This is a genomic window from Luedemannella helvata (assembly GCF_039528415.1).
Lineage (GTDB): Bacteria > Actinomycetota > Actinomycetes > Mycobacteriales > Micromonosporaceae > Luedemannella > Luedemannella helvata.
Genome location: NZ_BAAALS010000006.1, coordinates 75,525 through 95,168 on the forward strand (window position 1 = coordinate 75,525; position 19,644 = coordinate 95,168).

Consider the following 19,644-nt stretch of genomic DNA (forward strand, 5'->3'; position numbering starts at 1 on the left):
TGTCCCACTGGATGTCCAGTGTGGACGATGACCTCACGCCGCGCCCGGCGCTGGACGGCGACACCGACGTCGACGTGTGCGTGGTCGGCGCCGGGTACACCGGGCTGTGGACGGCCTACTACCTGGCCAGGGCGCGGCCCACGCTGCGCATCGCGGTCGTCGAGGCGGAGATCGCCGGGTACGGCGCGAGTGGGCGCAACGGTGGCTGGTGCTCGGCGCTGTTCCCCCAGTCGGTGTCGGCGCTGGCCCGCCGGCACGGGCGCGCGGCCGCCGTGGCGCTCTACCGCGCCATGCAGGCCACGGTCGACGAGGTCGGGGCGGTCACGGCCGCCGAGGGCATCGACTGCGACTTCGCCAAGGGCGGCACGATCACGATGGCCCGCACGCCGGTCCAGCTCGAACGGGCCCGCCTCGACATACAAGAGGCCCGGGAGTACGGGTTTACCGAGGATGACCTGCGGCTGCTCGACGCGGAGGAGGCGGCCCGGCGGTGCGGGGCGGCCGGGGTGCTCGGCGCCACGTACACGCCACACTGCGCGGCGATCCACCCGGCGAAGCTGGTACGCGGCCTGGCCCGGGCGGTCGAGCGGCGCGGCGTCACGATCTATGAGCGGACCCGCGTACAGGAGATCCGGCCGCGCACCACCGTCCGCCAGGGCGACCCGACCGGCACCCACCCGAACGGCACCGTCGTCACCGATCGTGGCACCGTCCGGGCCGCCACGGTCGTGCGGGCGACCGAGGGGTACACGCCGACGCTGCCGTCCATGCGACGGGTCGTCGCGCCCGTGTACTCGCTGATGCTGTCGACCGCGCCCCTGCCCGCGTCGTTCTGGGCCGAGGTGGGACTGGCCCGGCGGGAGACGTTCACCGACCACCGGCATCTGATCATTTACGGGCAGCGCACGGCCGACGACCGGTTGGCGTTCGGCGGGCGGGGCGCGCCGTACCACTTCCGGTCGGCCGTACGGCCGGAGTTCGATCGCGACGCCGCAGTGCACGCCGCGCTGCGCGAGACGCTGGCGGAGCTCTTTCCGTCCCTGCCCGACGATCTTGAGATCACGCACCACTGGGGCGGGCCGCTCGGCGTGCCGCGCGACTGGCACCCGTCCGTCGGGCTGGACCAGCGTACGGGAGTCGGGTGGGCGGGCGGCTATGTCGGCGACGGGGTCGGTACGGCCAACCTCGCCGGCCGTACGCTCGCCGACCTGATTGCGGGTGCCGACTCCGAACTCGTCCGCCTGCCGTGGGTGGGGCACCGGTCGCCGCGCTGGGAACCCGAGCCGTTGCGCTGGCTGGGCGTCAACGCCGGCCTGCGGGTGATGACGGCCGCCGATGCCGAGGAGGCCCGCACCGGTCGCCCGTCGCGGCGTGCGGCCCTCTTCAGCCGCCTGCTCGGCGGCTGAGACCCGGGTCAGCGCTGCGGCGGGATGACCCGCAGGTGGCCGCGGCGGCCCACGCTGCCGCCGCCGGTTGTGCGCCCGCCGCCCGTGGTGCGGTTGGGGCGGCCGGTCTGCGCACCACCAGAGCCCGCACCGCCGGAGCCCGCACCACCGGAGCCCGCGCTGGCCGAGCCCGGCGGGTCGGCGTGGTGGTTCGGGCGGGCGGCCTCGCGGACCGCCTCGGCGAGCGCGACCAGGTCGTCCACATTAGGCGGTGGGGGCTCGAACTCGCCCTCGTGACGCACGAGATCCCAGCCGCGCGGCGCGGTCAGGCCGCGCGCGTGGGCCTCGCAGAGGTCGTAGGAGTGCGGCTCGGAGAAGGCGGCCAGTGGGCCCACGACGGCCGTGGAGTCGGCGTAGACGTAGGTCAGCGTCGCGACGGCCGTTTTGGGGCAGCCGTTACGGGAGCAACGCCGTGGGGACCTCACGCGCGCACGTTATCTCGCGACAGGCGTGCGACCCGGGCGGTGAGCTTCGACACGCCGACGCTGAGACCGCTTCGAGACCGTGGCGATAGGCTACCGAGGTGACGACTCTCGACCCGCGGAGCGCGGGCCTGCGCGGGGACCAGCCGGAACCAGCCGGCGGCCCCAATTCCGCCGGCCCGAATCCCGGCGGTCCGGGTGGCAGCGCGGGGCCCGGTGGCACCGCCGGGCCCGGCAGCGCCGGACCGGGCGGTGGGGCCGGTCACACCAGTGCCGGCGGGCGGCGCGGGGCCGGCAGACCGGGGCGGCGCCCCTGGCGCGACCGGCACGGACGCGGCCTGCGCGGGCGACTCGTGCCCGCTTCGGTGCCCCTGTCCCGTACCCGTGCGGAGATCTTCGACGATCTCGTCCTGGACACGGTTGAGGAACTGGAGCGGCGCTACGCCCGCGAGCTGGCCGGTATCGAGTTCGCGGTGGAGGACGTGCCGCCCGACCTCAACGTCTACGACACCGACGTACTGGAGGACGGCGACGTCCCGCTGGCCCGGCTGCTGCCGGGCCGACCCGGGCGCACCGCCATGCCCGCTCGGATCGTGCTCTATCGGCGGCCGCTGGAGTACCGTGCGGCCGACCGGGACGAACTCGCGGACCTCGTCCACGACGTGATCATTGAGCAGGTCGCGAACCTGCTGGGCGTGGATCCCGAGGACATCGAGACCGACTGACCCTCAGCTGCCGGGGCGCGCCTCGCGGCGCGCCCCTCGCCATCTCAAGCCGCCATCTCAGGCCGCCATCTCAGGCCGCCATCTCAGGCCGCGCGGCGCTTGAGCCGGCGACGCTCCCGCTCGGAGAGCCCACCCCAGATGCCGAACCGCTCGTCGTGCCCGAGCGCGTACTCCAGGCATTCCGCCTTGACATCGCACCGCGAGCAGATTCGCTTCGCCTCGCGGGTCGAACCCCCTTTTTCGGGAAAGAACGCCTCCGGGTCGGTCTGCGAGCACAGGGCCCGCTCCTGCCACTCCGGGGCGTTACCCAACAGATCCGCCAGGATCAGTCGGCCGCCATCCATCTGTTGCCTCCTTGCCGTGCGCCGGCGAAACCCGGCGCAACCCCCACGCCAAAAAGAGGACGCAGTAAATCCACAACGAGACGATTTGTACCGTCCCGTCAAATACCCCCGGTGAAATTACACGCGTGTTATGCGTGCGCCGTCAAGCGGAACCTGATAAATAGGCTGCTCATCGGCGTGCCGCGACGCGACTCGCGGTGATTCCGGAGCCACGCGACGAAGTGCCTGGTGAGAAGCCCATCCGGTGCTGGCGAAGAGCCGGCCCTCCCCCGGCGGGTGAGCCGGTCAGTCGGTGCGGGTCGCGCTCGACACGTCTTTATCGAGCGAGCCGCGCCCTGGGTAACGGCGCCGGCAATCCGACACGCCGACGGCTCACGCATTTTTTCGGGAGAAAGGCTCCGGTGGGTTCGTGCCTCAGGCCGGCTCGGCGTCCTGCGCGGGTTCGATCTCTCCGGCGGGTTCGATGTCTCCGGCGGGTTCGATCTCTCCGGCGGATCCAGTGTCTCGGGCGGGTTCGGCTTCGCGGGGTAGATCACCGCCGCGTAGTACCCGCTGATGCGCGATCCATGCGTCGATGCGCTCCCACCAGTCGAACAGCCAGGGCACCAGGGCTTCATGGGTACGCGGGACGTCCGTCGCGACGACCCGCCACCAACGCGCCTTGATGACCGTCTCCATCGGCAGTCCCCGCCAGACGTCGGCAACGGTGACCAGGTCGTCCAGGCCGGTGTGGGCGACGAAGATGACGTCCGCGGCGGGCGCCGCCTGCAATGCCGCCGTCACGCCGCCCGACCGGGGCGGCAACAGGTTCGTCATGCGCCGGGCCCGCCACGCGTCGGCGTACCGTCGGCGCTGTTCCAGCCGTTGAATGCCCAGGCGCCAACGGGTGCGGGTGAAGTTGCCGCCCTCCGGGAAGATGACGAGGGCGCCGTCGTTGGCGAGACCGGCCGCCAGCCGCCGAATCTCCCCGATCACCGGCGACTCCCGCGATCCCGGCTCCTCCGAGGCGGTGCTCTCCTCTGAGACGGCGGTGTCCGCCGTGACACCGCCGGAGCCACCCGGCAGGACGACGCTGCGGGGCCGGACGAAGGCGTGCGGCAGGCGGTTGATGACGACGTCGATGCTGGGATCCAGTTGCAGGGCGGCCTTCATGACGATGCGGGGCCGTCGCTGGTACCGGTTGAGCAGGTGATGGACGAGCAGGAAGCTGTCACCCGGGCCGGCATGCCGGCTCAGCACGATGACCGGCCGGGCCAGCCGGGCACGCAGCTCCTCCGGCGTGCGTTCGGGCTCGTCGATCTCGACGCGCAGGTCGAAGACGCGGGTGGCGATGCGGAAGATGCGGCCGAGGAACCAGCCCATGAGGGCGTAGTGGCGCTCCTGGTAGACCCGTGACCGGATGCGCCCGCCGAACCCGCTCGACACCCACATCCCGAGGCAGGCGAGCAGCGCCATCGCCTCCATGAGCGCCCACACGACGGCGAACCAGATGAGCCGCATCGTGCGCCGCCGACCGTACCGCGAGGGCAGCAGCAGGGCCAGGAGCGACAGGAAAGGGCTGAGTAGCAGCAAGGTCAGCGCGAGCACGATGACGAGCGGCGCGACGACCAGGCGGCGTACCACCTTGGGGGGCACCATCGGGCTCAGCGCTCGCGGTCTGGGGCGGCACGGTCTGGGGCGGCACGGTCTGGGGCGGCACGGTCTGGGGCGATGCTGGCCAGGTATCGCGACGTTGCCTCGTAGGCGCGGTCGATCTGGCGGTCGACGCGACCGAAGTCGCGGTAGCGCCACTGGCTGAGCTCCGCGGAGCCGTTGCCGTTGGTGGTCCGACGGCTCGCGAACCGGCCGGCGGCCACTCTGCCGGTCGACGGCTTCGCCGATGGGCTCCTGGCCGATGAGCTGCCAGCCAACGAACCGCCAGCCAACGAACTGTCAGCCGACGAACTGTCCGCCGGGGAGCTGCCGTTCGAAGGGCTGCCCGGCGAGGAGTTCCCGGTAGCCGGCCCGGTCTCCCCGTTCACCGGCGGTTCGTTGTCCGCGGCGGTGCTGCCGGAGGCGGTGCTGCCGGAGGCGGTGCTGCCGGAGGCGGTGCTGCCGGACGCGGTGGTGCCGGACGCGTCGCTTTCCGCCGGGGCGAAGCCGGCGGGCAGCACGTGGGCGGTCACGCCCTTGGGCAGCGCGGCCATCTCCTCGACGAAGCGGTGGCGCCGGGCGATCTCGAACGAGACCAACCCGACCTCCCACGGGCGTCGGGGCGCCCGCAACGGCTGCTCGATGCGGCCCACGTGCAGGACGAAGATGCGGGTCGCGCCCAGCAGCACCGCGCGCCCCACCGGGATGCTGTGCACCAGGCCGCCATCGAAGAAGTGTTCGTCACCGATGCGTACCGCCGGCAGAAGCCCCGGTACGGCCGCCGAGGCCAGCACGGCGGGCACGATCTCGCCCTCGCTGAACCAGTGCGCGGCCGCCCGCTCCACGCACGCGGCGACGCACTGGAACGGCACGGTCAGGTCGGCGAAGTCGCGAACCGGCAGCTCGTCCTCGATGAGGCGGCGCAGCGGCTCGTTCGCGTGCAGGTGGGTGCCGGACCGGGCGAGGGTGTTGAGGCGGGTGAACAGCGATCCGCCGAACGCGGTGCGGACCACCTCGGAACGCCACACCTCGGCCAACCGCTCCGCCGCGCCCACCGGATCGTGCGCGACGAAGACCCCGTTGATCGCGCCGATGGACGTGCCGACGACCAGGTCAGGCCGGATGCCGGCGTCCGCGAGGGCGCGCAGCATGCCCACCTCGCTGGCGCCCAGGACACCCCCACCGCCCAGCACGAACGCCGTGCGCTCATCAGCGCGGACCGCCATGCCGCAACCCTAGTACGCCAGGGGCGCCTCCGGCGCCGGCAACGAGCCGCCGTCGGCGAATCTACGATCGTTCATCCCCGCGCGGAGCCTCCGCGTCCGCCGAGGATGCCGGGGGCGCAGTCTCCACCGGGGACGCAGTCTCCACCGGTGGCGCCGACGGGCCGGAGGCGGTGGCCGGCGGAGCCGAGGGAGTGGCAGGCGGAGCCGAGGGAGTGGCAGGCGGAGCCGAAGGAGTGGCCGGCGGAGCCGGAGTGGTCGCCTGCGGGGGCATGTGGGAGAACGGCACCGGGGCGTAGTTGGTCAGGGTCGGGCCGCCGGGCGCGGGCCGCACCGAGGCAGGCCCGGAGGTCGGCACGGCGGCAGGTCCCGAGGCGGGCACGGCGGCGGGCCCCGAGGCGGGCATCCCGGCTGGCGCCACGTCGAACGGGCCCTCAAGGAACTCCAGCAGGCGGCCGACGAGGAAGCCGACCAGGGCGGCCAGCGCGGCCAGGCCGTAGTGGAGTGCGCGTGGCCCGCCCTCAAGGTTGATGATGAACTGGATCGCCGCGATGATCACTACCGCGAACGCGGTGCCGGCGAAGCCGCCGCGGCCGCCGTACACGCTGACGCCGCCGAGCAGTACGGCGCTGAGCGCGAGGATCAGGGTGCCGAAGTCCACGACGCCGGACGCCGCGCCGACCCGGGCCGTGAACAGGACCCCCGCCAGGCCGCCGAGGATGCTGGAGCCCACGAGCCCGACGAGCGCACCGAGGATGCGACGGCCGCTGAACCCGACGGGGTCGCCGGCGACGCGGTTGGCGCTCAACGCCCGGCGTACCCCGGGAACCGCCCACAGGAGCCCGCCGGCGATGGAGGCCAGCAGCACGACGGCGAGCACCGTGTAGCCGATCCATTCCTCGCGGAGCACCCCATCGCGGCTGAGTGTGTCGACGCGGCCGTCGTTCACGGCGACCAGGACCGCCTGGGCGCCGCCGACGACAGCCAGGGAGGCCGCCCAGGCCGGCACGGACAGCACCCCGACCAGCAGCGCGAGCACAAGGCCGAGCAGCGCGGCGGCCGCGACGGCGAGGGCGGCCGCGAGGACGACCGGCATGGGGTCGTCGCTGTCGAGGAGGCGGCTGTAGAGCAGGCCGGAGAGCGCGCCGATCGCGGTGACCGCGAGGTTGGGGGTGGCCGTACGCAGGGACAGCGCGATGGCCACGGCGTAGGCGGCCAGGACGCCGGCCGGGAGGAAGAGCGCGGTGGCGCCGCGCTCGCCCGCGTCGGCGAGCGCCACCGCGACCGCGACCACGGCCACGATCAGCAGGAGCGCCTCCCAGATGACGCGCGCGATCAGGCCGCCGCGCGACCTCGACGCCGCGCCGGGGAAGGGACCCCCGCTGAGCGGCCCGGAACTGAGCGGCCCGGAACTGTGCACCGTGGACGGATCCGACATGGCGCCTCCCAGTGGGGCGGATTGGTCGTGCCGCGAGCGACTCTACCTGCCCACCGCGTGATCGTCTCGCCCTCAGATTCCGCCCGCGTACGTCGTGCTGCGCTGCCTCGCCGGCCGTCCGGCGGCGGCCGCGATGGCGTGCAGTTGCTCGACCGTGCGCTCGGAGCCGTGTTCCGAACCGGCCATCCGGGAGATCGTCTCCTCCATGAGGGTGCCCCCCAGGTCGTTGCACCCTCCGCGCAGCATCGCCACGGTGCCCTCGTCGCCGAGTTTCACCCAGGAGCACTGGATGTTGTCGATGCGGCCGTGCAGCAGGATCCGGGCCATCGCGTGCACGGCCCGGTTGGCCTGCCAGGTCGGGCCGGGCCGGGCGATGCCGGCCAGATAGATCGGCGCGTTGGTGTGCACGAACGGCAGTGCCACGAACTCGGTGAAGCCGCCCGTACGGTCCTGGATGCCGGCGAGCACCCGGAAGTGCCCGAGCCAGTGGCGCGGCTGGTCAACGTGCCCGTACATCATGGTGGAACTGGAGCGCAGGCCCACCTCGTGGGCCGTCGTGATGACCTCGATCCACGTGGCGGCGGGGAGCTTGCCCTTGGTGAGCACCCAGCGCACGTCGTCGTCCAGGATCTCCGCGGCCGTGCCGGGGATCGTGTCGAGCCCGGCCTCGCGCAGGTCGGTGAGCCACTCGCGAATGGACACGTTCGCCTTGGTGGCCCCGGTGACGACCTCCATGGGCGAGAAGGCGTGCACGTGCATGTCCGGCACCCGCTTCTTGACGGCGCGGACCAGGTCGGCGTACGCGGTCGGGGGCAGCGCGGGGTCGATGCCGCCCTGCATGCACACCTCGGTGGCGCCGAGCCGCCACGCCTCCTCCGCGCGGTCGGCCACCTGGTCGACGGAGAGCCGGTACGCGTCGGCGTCGCGCTCCCGCTGGGCGAACGCGCAGAACCGGCAGCCCACGTAGCAGACGTTGGTGAAGTTGATGTTGCGGTTTACCACGTAGGTGACGTCGTCGCCGACGGTCGCCGCCCGCAGGCCGTCGGCGATGTGGGCCAGCTCGTCCAGCGCCGGGCCGTCCGCGCCGAACAGGGCCAGCGCGAGGGCCTCGTGCGCCGGATCGAGCAGCGCGGCCGGGTCCTTCTCGGCCAGCCGCAGCCCGGCGAGCACGTCGCCGTCGAATTGCGCCGGCTGCGCGGACGTCGCCGCCGCGTGCTCGGCGACCTCGGCCCAGTCGCCGTAGACCGAGTCGAAGTCGCTGCGCCGGTCGCCCGTGCGGCCGGTCGTGTCGATCGTCGCGTGCAGGTCCGTGCGCCCACCGGGGACGAAGGCGGCGTCCGGCTCCTGCCACGGCATCCCGACCGGCAGCGCCGCCTCGACCGCCAGGCCGGTGGCCGGGTCGGCCAGCGCGGCCACGTGCGCCGCCAGCCGGGGGTCGAGCCAGGGCGCGCCCGCCCGCACGTACTCGGGGTAGATCGTCAGGCGCTCGCGGAGGGTGAACCCGGCCGCGGCGCTGCGGGCCGCCAGTTCCTCGATCTGGGGCCAGGGGCGCTCCGGGTTCACATGGTCCGGGGTCACCGGGGACACGCCGCCCCAGTCGTCGATGCCGGCGCGCAGCAGCAGCGCGTACTCGTCGTCGATGAGGTTGGGCGGGGCCTGGATGCGCGCCTTGGGGCCGAGGACCAGGCGCGCGACCGCGATCGTGGCGGCCAGGTCGTGCAGGTCGGCGTCGGGCATGCCGCGCATCGCCGTGTCCGGCTTGGCGCGGAAGTTCTGGACGATGACCTCCTGGATGTGCCCGTACTCCCGGGCGGAGCGGCGGATCGCGTGCAGCGACTCGGCGCGCTCGGTGAGCGTCTCGCCGATGCCGATGAGGATGCCCGTGGTGAACGGGACCGCGACCCGGCCGGCGTCGTCGAGCACCCGCAGCCGGACGGCCGGTTCCTTGTCCGGCGAGCCGTAGTGCGGCCCGCCCGGCTCGCTCCACAGCCGGGTCGCCGTGGTCTCGAGCATCATGCCCATGCTCGGCGCGACCGGCTTGAGCCGCTGCAGGTCGGCCCAGCTCAGCACCCCGGGGTTCAGGTGCGGCAGCAGGCCGGTCTCCTCCAGCACGGCGATGGCGCTGGCCCGCACGTAGTCCAGAGTGGAACCGTAGCCGCGCTCGTCCAGCCACTGCCGGGCCGCCGGCCACCGCTCCTCGGGCCGGTCGCCGAGCGTGAACAGGGCCTCCTTGCAGCCCTGCGCGGCGCCCTCGCGCGCGATGGCCAGCACCTCGTCACGGTCCAGGAACGCCGCCGGCAGGCGGTGCGGCACGGTGGCGAAGGTGCAGTAGTGACACCGGTCGCGACAGAGCCTGGTCAGGGGAATGAAGACCTTTTTCGAGTACGAGACGACGCCCGGCCGGCCGGCCGCGAGCAGGCCGGCGTCGCGTACCGCCGACGCGGCCGTCAGCAGCGCGTCAAGGTCGTCGTCGCGCGCGCCGAGCAGCACGGCGGCCTCGGTGACGTCGAGGGTGCGGCCCTCGGCGGCCCGTCGTAGCGCCCGGCGCACCGCCGCGGCGGTGGGCACCGGCACCGGCGCTGAGTCTGTTACCGCTTGCCTATCCCCAGGAGCGTCATGCACCCATGAAGCCTACCGACCAGCCCGGACACTGTCGGGTCAGCTGGGGCGGTGTCAGTCGAGCTTCTCCGTGATCGTCGGGCCGGCCGGCTCGGACCGGTCCGTGGGCCCCGGCGGCAGCACAGGGCCCTTGGGCTGCTCGGGCGCGTACGGCTGGACGGGCACGGTCAGCATGCTGTCCCCGGACGGCTGGCCGGGCAGCGGGCCATGCTCCTGCGGCGCGACCTGAGCCGGCGGGGCCGACTGTGGCTGGGCCGACTGGGGCGGGGCGGCGTACGGGTGGGCCGGCGCGGGGGGCGGCGGGACCTGCGGCCAGCCGGTGCTCGCGGGGTGCTGGCCGCCCGGCTGCGCGTACCCGGGAGCGTAGTTGGGCGCCGGGTAGCCGGGCGGGGCCTGGTGCGGGGTCGGCGCGCCGTAGTAGCCGGCCGGCTGCCGGGGCGCCCGCGGCGGTGCGTAGCGGCCCTGCCAGACCCGGAACACCACGAACGCGGCCAGGGCGAACAGGGCCGCGATGAGGGTACGCACCAGCAGGTTCTCGAAGAGCTGGCCGAGGCTGGGCCCGTCGACGCGGGACATGTCCGTGGCGAACGCCGCGATATAGGTCAGCCCGCCGAAGAACGCGCTCACCGCGTACTCGGCGAGAGCCACGACGGTGATGAGCTTGGCGCGGGCCGGGACCGGCCGGATGTGTGTGACGAGCAGCACGGCGAGCAACGGCAGCACGGTCGCGTGCAGCCCGACGAAGCGCTCGTACGACGCCGCCGCGCGGTTGCCGAAGCCGTCCGCCCACGCGTCCGTGGTGACGAGCAGGTCGAGCACGCCCAGCAGCAGAAACATGCCATTGACGGCGAGGAGGACGAGCGCGGCGGGCTCCCGCAACGGCTTGGTCAGCTCGATGGCGTCGCGGTCGTTCGTGGGGGGTGTCGTCGGGTTCGTCACAGTCGAAGCCTAGTAGCTGCCCGCTCCGGTCGCATGTCGCGCCGGCACCACTCCGGCGCGACCTCCGGCGCCCCTGTGCGCGAACGGCCGCATGCTGCGCGAGGATGGGCCAATGCACATCGTGGTCCTGGCCGGCGGCATCGGCGGCGCCCGCTTCCTGCTCGGCGTGCGCGCGCTGGCGCGCCGGCTCGACGCCGCCGGCACCCCGACGACCGTGACCGCCGTCGTCAACACCGGCGACGACGTCACCATGCACGGCCTGCGGATCTGCCCCGACCTGGACAGCGTCATGTACACCCTCGGCGGTGGCGCGGACACCGCGCGCGGCTGGGGGCAGGTGGGCGAGACCTGGGTCGTCAAGGAACAACTCGCGGCGTACGGGGCGGAGCCCACGTGGTTCGGGCTGGGCGACAAGGACATCGCCACCCACCTGGTGCGCACCCGCATGCTCGACGCCGGATACCCGCTGTCGGCCGTCACCGAGGCGCTGTGCGCGCGTTGGCAGCCGGGCGTGAAACTGCTGCCCGCCAGCGACGACCGGGTGGAGACCCACGTCGTCGTCGAGTTGGACGGGCAGACCCGGGCGATCCACTTCCAGGAGTGGTGGGTGCGCTACCGCGCGGGCCTGCCGGCGCAGCGGTTCGTCTTCGTGGGCGCGGAGTCGGCCAAGCCGGCCGCGGGCGTGCTGGACGCGCTGCGCGAGGCCGACATCGTGCTCGTCGCGCCGAGCAACCCGGTGGTGAGCATCGCGCCCGTCCTGGGCGTGCCGGGCATACGCGACGCGGTGGTCGACGGGCGGGCGCCGGTCGTCGGGGTCTCCCCGATCATCGGCGGCTCCCCGGTGCGCGGCATGGCGGACGCGTGCCTGGCGGCCGTGGGCGTGGAGTGCAGCGCGGCCGGCGTGGCCGGCCTGTACGGCGCGCGGGCCACCGGCGGCGTGCTGGACGGCTGGTTGGTCGACCCCGCCGACGAGGCAGCGTTCGGTTCCGGGCGGACGCCCGCAGGCCTGCGGGTGCGGGCCGCCCCGCTCTGGATGACCGACGAGGACGCGACGGCCGGCATGGTGGCGGCCGCGCTGGACCTGGCCGGGGTGGCGCGTGACTGAGCCCGGGCGGACGCCGGACGCGCTGATCGTCCTGCCCGTGCGCGGCATCGGCGAGATCACCCCGGGTACGGCGCTGGCCGAGGTCATCTGGGCCGCCGCGCCGTGGCTGCGCGACGGCGACGTCCTCATCGTGACCAGCAAGATCGTGTCCAAGGCGGAGGGTCGGCTGGTCACCGTGCCGCCCGACGAGGGTCCCGAGCGCGACGCCGCCCGCCAGGCCGCCGTGACCGCGGAGACCGCGCGGACGGTCGCCACCCGCGGGCCGACCCGGATCGTGCAGACCCGCCACGGGTTCGTCCTGGCCGCGGCCGGCATCGACGCCTCCAATGTGGACCCGACGCACCTCGTGCTGCTGCCCCTCGACCCCGACGCGTCGGCCCGGGCGCTGCGCGCCGCGCTGCGCGAGGTGTCCGGCCGGGAGGTCGGCGTCGTCATCACGGACACGATGGGCCGCCCGTGGCGTCTCGGGCTCACCGACGTGGCGATCGGCGCGGCCGGCCTGCCGGCCCTGCGGGACCACCGCGGCGAGGTGGACGCGTACGGCAACGACCTGTTCATCACCCAGCTCGCGGTCGTCGACGAGCTGGCCGCCGCCGGCGAGCTGGTCAAGGGCAAGACCGATCAGGTGCCGGTGGCCGTGGTGCGCGGGTTCCTGCCCCGGGTCCCCACCGGCGCGCCGGACGGCGACGGGGCGCGGGTCCTCATCCGGGACGCGGAGTCGGACATGTTCTCCCTCGGCACGGCCGAGGCCCGCGCGGACGGCCTGCGGACGGCCGCCACCCTGCCCGACCGTGAGCCGGACGATCAGGCGCCCGCCGGCGTGGCGGAGCGGCTCGCCGCCGCCCTGGCGATCGTGCCCGAGGTGGCCGGCGTGCGCTGGCATCCCCTGGACGAACGGGCCGCGGTGCTCGGCGTCGCCGACGGCCCGGCCGCGGTCGCGCTCGGTACGGCGGTGCACCGGCTGCGGGTCGCGCTGTGGGCTGGCGGGCTGGCGAGCGCTTGGCAGCTCGTACGGCCGGCGGATTTTGATCTGCCCGCCGGCGGCGTGGGCGCGCTCGTGACGGTCAGCCCCGGTGGAGCATCGCCTGGCCCAGCGGGGTGAGCGTGTGCACCATCGTGTGCCGGTGCCGCAGGCTCATGAGCAGGCCGGCGTTGCGCAGCACGGTGGCGTGCTGGCTGGCGGCGGCGATGGAGACGCCCACCCGACGGGCCAGCTCGCTGGTGGAGCAGCCGCCCCCGACGGCCACGAGGACGGCGGCCCGGTTGCGGCCCAGCAGGGCACCCAGCTGCACGCAGGGGTCGAGCTCGGTGCCGTCCGGGGCCACCCAGCCGCTCGGCCGGGCGATCGGGTAGACGAGGACCGGCCGGCGGTCGGGGTCGCGCAGGGTGACCGGATACCGCCAGCAGAAGTACGACGGGACGAGCACCAGGCCGCGCCCGTCCAGGTGCAGCTCCTGGTCGACCGGGTAGGTGACGTGCAGCGCGCCGTCGTGCCAGCTCATCAGCGGGCTCAGGCTGCCCAGCAGGCCGGCGACCCCACCGTCGAGCGCGGCGCGGCCCAGTCGCGTGCGCTCGGCCTCGAAGGCGCTTGTCACCCTGGTCCACATGGGGGCGAGCACGGCGTCGTGGTACGCCCTCATGGTGTCGGTCAGGGCGGTCATCACCGCGGTGTCGCCCCGGGCCAGGCCGGCGGTCGTCGAGGGCAGCGGGTTGCTGGCCGCGAGCAGGTCGATGTCGAGGCGCAGCAGCTGGGCGGGGGTGCTACGGATGGCCTCCAGGCTCGCGTCGAGGTCGGTGCCCACGGCCTCGGACGGGGTGAGGAAGTCGGCGAAGTATCCCGACACGGGCAGCAGCGCGAACAGGAATCCGAGCTGGCGGGAGAGGTCCGGGCGGGGCGCACCGGGACAGTCCCCGCCGGGCCCCGTGGGGTCGGACCGGGACAGGTGCGGCCGGCGGAGCTCCGCGAGCGCCGCGGCCCGCCAGGCGCTCAGGGCCGGGTCGAGATGGCGGCCACGCAGGCGGAACAGACTCAGCACGATTTCCCAGATCGGGTCCGGCTCCGACAGGACCGTGATCCGGGCAACGTCTTCCGCTGAGAAAAAGATCTTCAACATGGCCAAAACGACTATACCGACGCTGGATAACCAGGGAGTTTCACGCTGAGCTGAAACGTCTCGACGCCACGACGAGCGGTTGGCGATGCTGACGCCGCCGGCTTCGGGGAGCGGGGCTCCGGACGCTGACCGGGGGATCACGGCCGACGTTGTCGTCCGTGGGGCGATCGGTGCGCCGCTTCCCGCGCCGCTGGCGTGACGGCCGTCACACGTACTGGTGCTCGCCCTGCTCCTTGAGCTTGTCGACCAGGTGCTTGACGTCCTGCGCCCGGTCCCGGTGGCAGACCAGGACGGCGTCCTCGGTGTCCACGATGATCAGGTTCTCGACGCCGAGCGCGGCGATGAGCCGGCCCGACTCGGGCACCACGATCAGGCCGCCCGCGTCGTGGAACAGCACCGGCGGCTCGCCCGACTCCGTCTTCGCGGAGCCGACCACGATGTTGCCGGCCTCGTCGGTCGGGTCCAGGACCTCGCCGAGGGTGTCGAAGTCGCCGACGTCGTTCCAGCCGAACGTGCCCGGCACGGTCGCCACCAGGCCCGCCGCCGCGGCGCCCTCCATCACGGCATAGTCCACGGAGATCCGGGTCAGCTGCGGCCACACCTCGCCCAGCACGGCGTCCTGGTGCGGGCCGCCCCACGCGGCGGCGATCTCGGTCAGGCCGTCGAAGAGGGCCGGCTGCTGGCGGCGCAGCTCCGCCAGGAACACGTCGACCCGCCACACGAACATGCCGGCGTTCCACAGGTACCGGCCGGACGCGACGTACTCGAGCGCCACGTCGTGCGACGGCTTCTCGGCGAACTCCTCGACCATGCGTACCGGCCCGGGGCCCACCTCGTCGCCGCAGCGCAGGTAGCCGTAGCCCGTCTCGGGCTTGTTGGGGGTGATGCCGATCGTCATCAGGTAGCCCTCGCGGGCCCCGTCGACAGCCTCGCGGATCGTGCGCTCGAAGGTCTCCCGGTCGCGCACCAGGTGGTCGGCCGCGAAGGAGCCCATGATCGCGTCCGGCTCCCGCCGGCTGATCACAGCGGCGGCGAGGCCGATCGCGGCGCACGAGTCGCGCGGCGAGGGCTCCACGAGGACGTTCGCCTCAGGCAGGTCGGGCAGCTGGCGGCCGACTGCGGTCGCGTGCGCCACGCCCGTCACGACCAGCGTCTGCTCGGGCGCGGTGAGCCGGTCGAGCCGGTGCACCGTGGCCTGCAGCAGCGTCGCGGGCTCGCCCGTGAGCGCGTGCAGGAACTTCGGGTTCCCCGCGCGGGACAGCGGCCACAGGCGCGTGCCGCTGCCGCCGGCCGGGATGACCGCGTAGAGCAGAGGAGTCACTGACATGCAGCAATGATGCCTGGGCGGTGTTTCGGGTGTCGAACCGTCACGCTGCGACCTTGCTCCACGTCATAATGTGAACCTCCGCCGAGGTGTCCCAGCTGAACTCCTTGGCGCGCGCCAGCCCGGCCTCGGCCAGCGAGGATCGCAGGTGGGCGTCGTCGAGCAGGCGGGTCAGCGCGGCGGCGATTTCGTCTGGTTCCGGACCGGTATAGGCGACCGCGTCACCACCCACCTCGGGGACAGACAGCCGGGGGGTGGTGAGCACCGGGGCGCCGCAGGCCATCGCCTCCAGGATCGGCAGGCCGAAGCCCTCCCCGTACGAGGGGTAGGCCGCCACGAGCGCGCCGCCGAGGAATCCGGGCAGGTCAGCGAAGCGCAGGTAGCCCGGCCTGAGCACCCGCAGGTGCGACGGCACCTCCCCCACCGCCTGGTCGATCTCGTCGTCGTGCCCCTGCCCGCCCGCGATCACCAGCGCCGGCGGGTTATCCCGCTCGGACACCGCCGCGACCCACCCCCGGATCAGGTTCGGCACGTTCTTGCGGGGCTCCTTGGCGCCGAGGAACGCCACATACTCGGTGCCGGCCAGGCCCAGCCGGGCGCACACCCGGGCCTTCTCCTCCGCGCTGGGCGCGTGGAACGCGGTCGGGTCGACCCCGTGGTAGGCCACGTCGATGCGGGCCGGGTCGGCGTCCAGCAGCCGGATCAGCTCGTCGCGGGTCGCCTTGCTCGGCACGATCACCCGCTCGGCCCGCCGCAGCGAGGTCTTGATCGCCGACCGGAAGAACGTGCGCTTGGACTTGTCGTAGTGCTCCGGCTCGGTGAAGAACGTCATGTCGTGCACCGTCACGGTCACCGGACACCCGGCCCGCAGCGGGCACGTGTAGAACGGCGCGTGCAGCACCTGGGCGCCCACCTGCTGGGCCAGCAGCGGCAACCCGGTCTGCTCCCACGCCAGGCGGGCGGGCCGGTGGGTCACGGCCGCCGGCGCCCCGACCACCTCGCCACGGGCGATCATCCGCTGGTACCGGTCGACGTCCGCGCGCTGGCTCACCACCACCAGATCGACGTCCTCGCGCCGGCCGAGAGCGCCGAGCAGCCCGTCGACGTACCGGCCCACGCCGCCGCGATCCGCCGGCACACTCGTGGCGTCAACGAGTACGCGGGGCTTTCGTACGGCAGTCACAGGGCTCTCCCGGTCTCGAAACGGACAGGTGCACCAACCAACGGGCAAGCCTACGCCCGATTCCCGACCCTGCGATGCCCACGACGCGGCATGCCGACACATCGAACACCGACGGGTTCACGACCGCATTCTCCGTGTCGCGCCGGCGCCCTCGTCGCACCCCGCGTGCGCCCCGGTAACGTCGTCACGTTGTGACCACCGAACGACCTGCGCCGCCCACGCGTACCGTGCCGGACGCCCTCGCCGCCGCCGTGGCCGCCGACCCGACGCGCCCACTGATCACCTTCTATGACGACGCCACCGGCGAGCGCGCGGAACTTTCGGGCGCCACGCTCGCCAACTGGATCGCCAAGACGGCCAACCTCCTCGTCGACGGCTGCGGCCTTTCCCCCGGCGACATCGCCGCCGTGCGCCTGCCGGCGCACTGGCAGACCGCGTCGGTGCTGCTGGGCGCCTGGGCCGCCGGCCTCGCGGTGTCCCTGGGGGGTACGCCGGACAGCGCGGCCCAGGTCGCCTTCGTGGCGGCTGACCGGGTCGGCGAAGCGCCCCCCTCCGCGTCCGACGTGTTCGCCCTGGGCCTGGCCCCGATGGCCATGCCGATGCGCCCGGCGCCGCCGCCCGGCACGGTCGACTACGTCGCCGAGGTGCGCGGCCACGGCGACCGGTTCGCCCCCGTCACCCCGGTCGGGCCCGGCGACCTCGCCGTCACGTCGTCCCCGGGCGACCCCTCCGGCACCCCGGACCGGCCCGGCACGCACGGCCCGGCGGGGCCCGGCACGCACGGTCCAGGGCCCCGCACGCACGGCGAGGTCGTCGGGGCGGCCGGCGAGCGGGCGGCGGCGGCCGGGATCACGGCCGGCGACCGCGTCCTCGTGGACGGCGACGCGCTGCCCGACGCCCGCAACTGGCTGCTCGCCCCGCTGGTCGCGGGGGCCACGATCGTCCTGGTCCGCAACGTCGCCGCCGACCCGGGCGTCACCGACCGCCGAATCGCGGCCGAACGCGTCACCCGCCGCTGGCCCGACTGACCGCCCGCCCGCCGATGTGCGCGCCCGGGTGGCTTCGACGGCACTCGTAGCCGCCCGGGTGCGCACTTTGCGGGGACGCGGAGGCGTCGGCGCACGTCCCTTCGCGCGGCGGCCTATCGGGCGGTGGGCGGCGGGAAGGCGGCGAACGCGTCCAGGGAGGCCGGGTCGGCCAGGGCGCCGGCCGCCGCGGCGACCGTGACCGGCGTGCCGGTCAGGATCCGCTTCACCGGGACCTCCAGCTTCTTGCCCGACAAGGTGCGGGGCACGGCCGGTACCTGGTGGATCTCGTCCGGCACGTGGCGCGGCGACAGGGACCCGCGCAGGACCCGGCGGATCTCCGCGCGCAGGTCCTCGTCGAGGGTCGCGCCCGGCGCGAGGACCACGAACAGCAGCAGGCGGTCCGCCCCGTCGAGGTGTACGACCAGGGAGTCCGCCACCGCGGGCAGCCCTTCGACGACCGCGTAGAACTCGCTCGTGCCCAGTCGCACGCCGCCCCGGTTCAGGGTCGCGTCGGAGCGCCCGGTGATCTGGCACGAACCGCGCGAGGTGATGGTGATCCAGTCGCCGTGCCGCCACACGCCGGGGTACACGTCGAAGTACGCCTCGCGGTAGCGGTCCCCGGCCTCGTCGCCCCAGAAGCCGACCGGCATGCTCGGCATCGGCGCCGTGACGACCAGTTCGCCCAGGGCTTCGAGCACCGGCTGTCCGGAAGACGAGAAGGCCTCGACGCGCGCGCCGAGGCACCGGCAGGAGATCTCGCCCGCCCACACGGGCAGCAGCGGCACCCCGCCGACGAAGCCGGTGCACACGTCCGTGCCGCCGGACAGCGACTGCAGCTGCGCCGAGCCGGACACGTCGGAGTACACCCAGTGGAACCCCTCGACCGGCAGCGGCGCGCCGGTCGACCCGATGCCCCGCACCCGCGACAGGTCCGCTTCCGCGCGGGGCACCACGCCGGCCTTGCGGCACGCCATGAGGAACGGCGCGGACGTGCCGAAGTAGGTGACCTCGGCGGACGCGGCCAGCCGCCACAGCGCGCCGAGGTCCGGAAACGCGGGATCGCCGTCGACCAGCACGATCGCCGCGCCGACGGCGGGGGCGGACGCCAGGTAGTTCCACATCATCCAGCCCGTGGTGGTGAACCAGAAGAACCGGTCACCGGGCCCGAGGTCGTGGTGCAGCGCGAGCATCTTGAGGTGTTCGAGCAGGATGCCGCCGTGCCCGTGGACGATCGGCTTGGGCAGCCCGGTCGTGCCGGACGAGTAGAGCACGTACAGCGGGTGGTCGAACGGCACCCGCTCGAAGGTGAGCGGCTCATCGGTGGGCGCCGCGAGGTCCGCCCAGGTCAGGGCGCCGTCCGGCGGCTCACTGTCCACATACGACAGAAAAACCGTGTGTACGAGTGACCGCAGCGCGGTCCGGATCTCGGCGACCTCGGCGCGCCGGTCGACGGTCCTGGCGCCGTAGCGGTACCCGTCGACGGCGAGCAGGAGGGTCGGCTCGATCTGCTGCCAGCGGTCCACCACGCTGCGGGTGCCGAACTCCGGCGCGCACGACGAGAACGTCGCGCCGAGGCTCGCCGCGGCCAGCATGAGCACGTACGTCTCGGCAATGTTGGGGGCGTACGCGGCCACCCGGTCGCCGCGCGTGACGCCGAGTCGCCGCAGTCCGGCCCGTACCCGTCGCACTTCTTCCCGGAGCTGCGCGGCGGTGAGGCTGACCGCGGACCTGGACTGGGAATACGCGAGAACGACAGGTTCGTCGTCGGCGAACCCGGGCAGCCGCAGCACGTGCTCGGCGTAGTTGAGGGTGGCGCCGGGGAACCAGCGCGCGTCCGGCAGGGTGCCCTCGACGACGGCCCGGTAGGGGGTGGCGGACTCGACGCCGAAGTAGTCCCAGATCGACTGCCAGAAGCCGGTCAGGTCGGTGACGGACCACTCCCACAGCTCGCGGTAGTCCGAGGCGGTCAGGTCGCGGGTTTCACGCAGCCAGCGCAGATAGTCACCGATACGCGAGGTTTGTCCGACATCGGCGGGTGGTTGCCACAGGACGGCCGGCTCGGGGGTGGTCGACGTTGACGCACTCATCGGCTCATTGTGCAAG

Annotated in this window: 15 protein-coding genes and 1 pseudogene; 5 read left to right on the forward strand and 11 right to left on the reverse strand. The window is 73.6% G+C overall.

Translation table 11 applies throughout. The features are described from left to right. Positions 1 to 11 precede the first annotated feature (11 nt). Positions 12 to 1,406, forward strand: a complete 1,395-nt coding sequence (locus ABD191_RS08010; protein ID WP_344078522.1) for an NAD(P)/FAD-dependent oxidoreductase — start codon at positions 12 to 14, stop codon at positions 1,404 to 1,406. An 8-nt stretch (positions 1,407 to 1,414) separates the two neighbouring features. Here ABD191_RS08010 and ABD191_RS08015 read toward each other — a convergent pair whose 3' ends face one another. Next, positions 1,415 to 1,870 carry a DUF3499 domain-containing protein gene (locus ABD191_RS08015; RefSeq protein WP_344078523.1) on the reverse strand — a complete coding sequence of 152 codons (456 nt, stop codon included), beginning with the start codon at positions 1,868 to 1,870 and terminating at the stop codon, positions 1,415 to 1,417. 350 nt (positions 1,871 to 2,220) lie between these two features. Here ABD191_RS08015 and ABD191_RS08020 point away from each other — a divergent pair, with 350 nt between their 5' ends. Then, positions 2,221 to 2,592: a metallopeptidase family protein gene (locus ABD191_RS08020; RefSeq protein ID WP_344078811.1), complete on the forward strand. Its 372-nt coding sequence runs from the start codon at positions 2,221 to 2,223 to the stop codon at positions 2,590 to 2,592. Positions 2,593 to 2,675: 83 nt separating this feature from the next. On the opposite strand, the gene ABD191_RS08025 is transcribed toward ABD191_RS08020, so the two are convergent. The 6 genes and pseudogenes from ABD191_RS08025 to ABD191_RS08050 form a co-directional block, all read right to left on the reverse strand. Then, a complete protein-coding gene (locus tag ABD191_RS08025; protein WP_344078524.1) occupies positions 2,676 to 2,936 on the reverse strand; it encodes a WhiB family transcriptional regulator in 261 nt (86 codons plus the stop codon). A 414-nt stretch (positions 2,937 to 3,350) separates the two neighbouring features. Beyond that, positions 3,351 to 4,574 (reverse strand): 1-acyl-sn-glycerol-3-phosphate acyltransferase, encoded by a 1,224-nt coding sequence (locus ABD191_RS08030; RefSeq protein ID WP_344078525.1) that lies wholly within the window; start codon positions 4,572 to 4,574, stop codon positions 3,351 to 3,353. A gap of 476 nt (positions 4,575 to 5,050) precedes the next feature. Next, positions 5,051 to 5,794: pseudogene (locus tag ABD191_RS08035) on the reverse strand (patatin-like phospholipase family protein); the annotation flags it as partial. A 61-nt stretch (positions 5,795 to 5,855) separates the two neighbouring features. Further along, entirely contained in the window at positions 5,856 to 7,229 is a 1,374-nt protein-coding gene (locus ABD191_RS08040; protein WP_344078527.1) for an ABC transporter permease, read from the reverse strand. Between the two features lie 72 nt (positions 7,230 to 7,301). Beyond that, positions 7,302 to 9,803 carry a bifunctional FO biosynthesis protein CofGH gene (locus ABD191_RS08045; RefSeq protein WP_344078529.1) on the reverse strand — a complete coding sequence of 834 codons (2,502 nt, stop codon included), beginning with the start codon at positions 9,801 to 9,803 and terminating at the stop codon, positions 7,302 to 7,304. Positions 9,804 to 9,902: 99 nt separating this feature from the next. Then, the gene (locus tag ABD191_RS08050) at positions 9,903 to 10,787 is read right to left on the reverse strand and encodes a hypothetical protein (RefSeq protein ID WP_344078531.1); all 885 of its coding nucleotides are present in this window, start codon (positions 10,785 to 10,787) and stop codon (positions 9,903 to 9,905) included. Positions 10,788 to 10,899: 112 nt separating this feature from the next. On the opposite strand from ABD191_RS08050, the gene cofD reads away from it, so the two are divergent. Both cofD and ABD191_RS08060 read left to right on the forward strand, forming a co-directional pair. After that, positions 10,900 to 11,892, forward strand: a complete 993-nt coding sequence (gene cofD / locus ABD191_RS08055) for a 2-phospho-L-lactate transferase (RefSeq protein WP_344078533.1) — start codon at positions 10,900 to 10,902, stop codon at positions 11,890 to 11,892. Then, positions 11,885 to 12,994: a coenzyme F420-0:L-glutamate ligase gene (locus tag ABD191_RS08060; RefSeq protein WP_344078535.1), complete on the forward strand. Its 1,110-nt coding sequence runs from the start codon at positions 11,885 to 11,887 to the stop codon at positions 12,992 to 12,994. The genes cofD and ABD191_RS08060 overlap by 8 nt, the downstream gene beginning before the upstream one ends. On the opposite strand, the gene ABD191_RS08065 is transcribed toward ABD191_RS08060, so the two are convergent. The 3 genes from ABD191_RS08065 to ABD191_RS08075 form a co-directional block, all read right to left on the reverse strand. After that, positions 12,957 to 14,006, reverse strand: a complete 1,050-nt coding sequence (locus tag ABD191_RS08065; RefSeq protein ID WP_344078537.1) for an ArsR/SmtB family transcription factor — start codon at positions 14,004 to 14,006, stop codon at positions 12,957 to 12,959. The two genes, ABD191_RS08060 and ABD191_RS08065, sit on opposite strands and share 38 nt — an antisense overlap. A gap of 205 nt (positions 14,007 to 14,211) precedes the next feature. After that, the gene (locus ABD191_RS08070; protein ID WP_344078539.1) at positions 14,212 to 15,333 is read right to left on the reverse strand and encodes a mannose-1-phosphate guanylyltransferase; all 1,122 of its coding nucleotides are present in this window, start codon (positions 15,331 to 15,333) and stop codon (positions 14,212 to 14,214) included. A gap of 40 nt (positions 15,334 to 15,373) precedes the next feature. Then, the gene (locus ABD191_RS08075; RefSeq protein ID WP_344078541.1) at positions 15,374 to 16,513 is read right to left on the reverse strand and encodes a glycosyltransferase family 4 protein; all 1,140 of its coding nucleotides are present in this window, start codon (positions 16,511 to 16,513) and stop codon (positions 15,374 to 15,376) included. A gap of 191 nt (positions 16,514 to 16,704) precedes the next feature. Here ABD191_RS08075 and ABD191_RS08080 point away from each other — a divergent pair, with 191 nt between their 5' ends. Next, positions 16,705 to 17,541, forward strand: coding sequence for a TIGR03089 family protein (locus ABD191_RS08080; RefSeq protein ID WP_344078542.1), 837 nt, complete (start codon positions 16,705 to 16,707; stop codon positions 17,539 to 17,541). Positions 17,542 to 17,654: 113 nt separating this feature from the next. Here the strand turns inward: ABD191_RS08080 and ABD191_RS08085 are convergent, their stop codons facing one another. Beyond that, a complete protein-coding gene (locus ABD191_RS08085; protein ID WP_344078544.1) occupies positions 17,655 to 19,628 on the reverse strand; it encodes an acetoacetate--CoA ligase in 1,974 nt (657 codons plus the stop codon). Between the last annotated feature and the right edge of the window lie 16 nt (positions 19,629 to 19,644).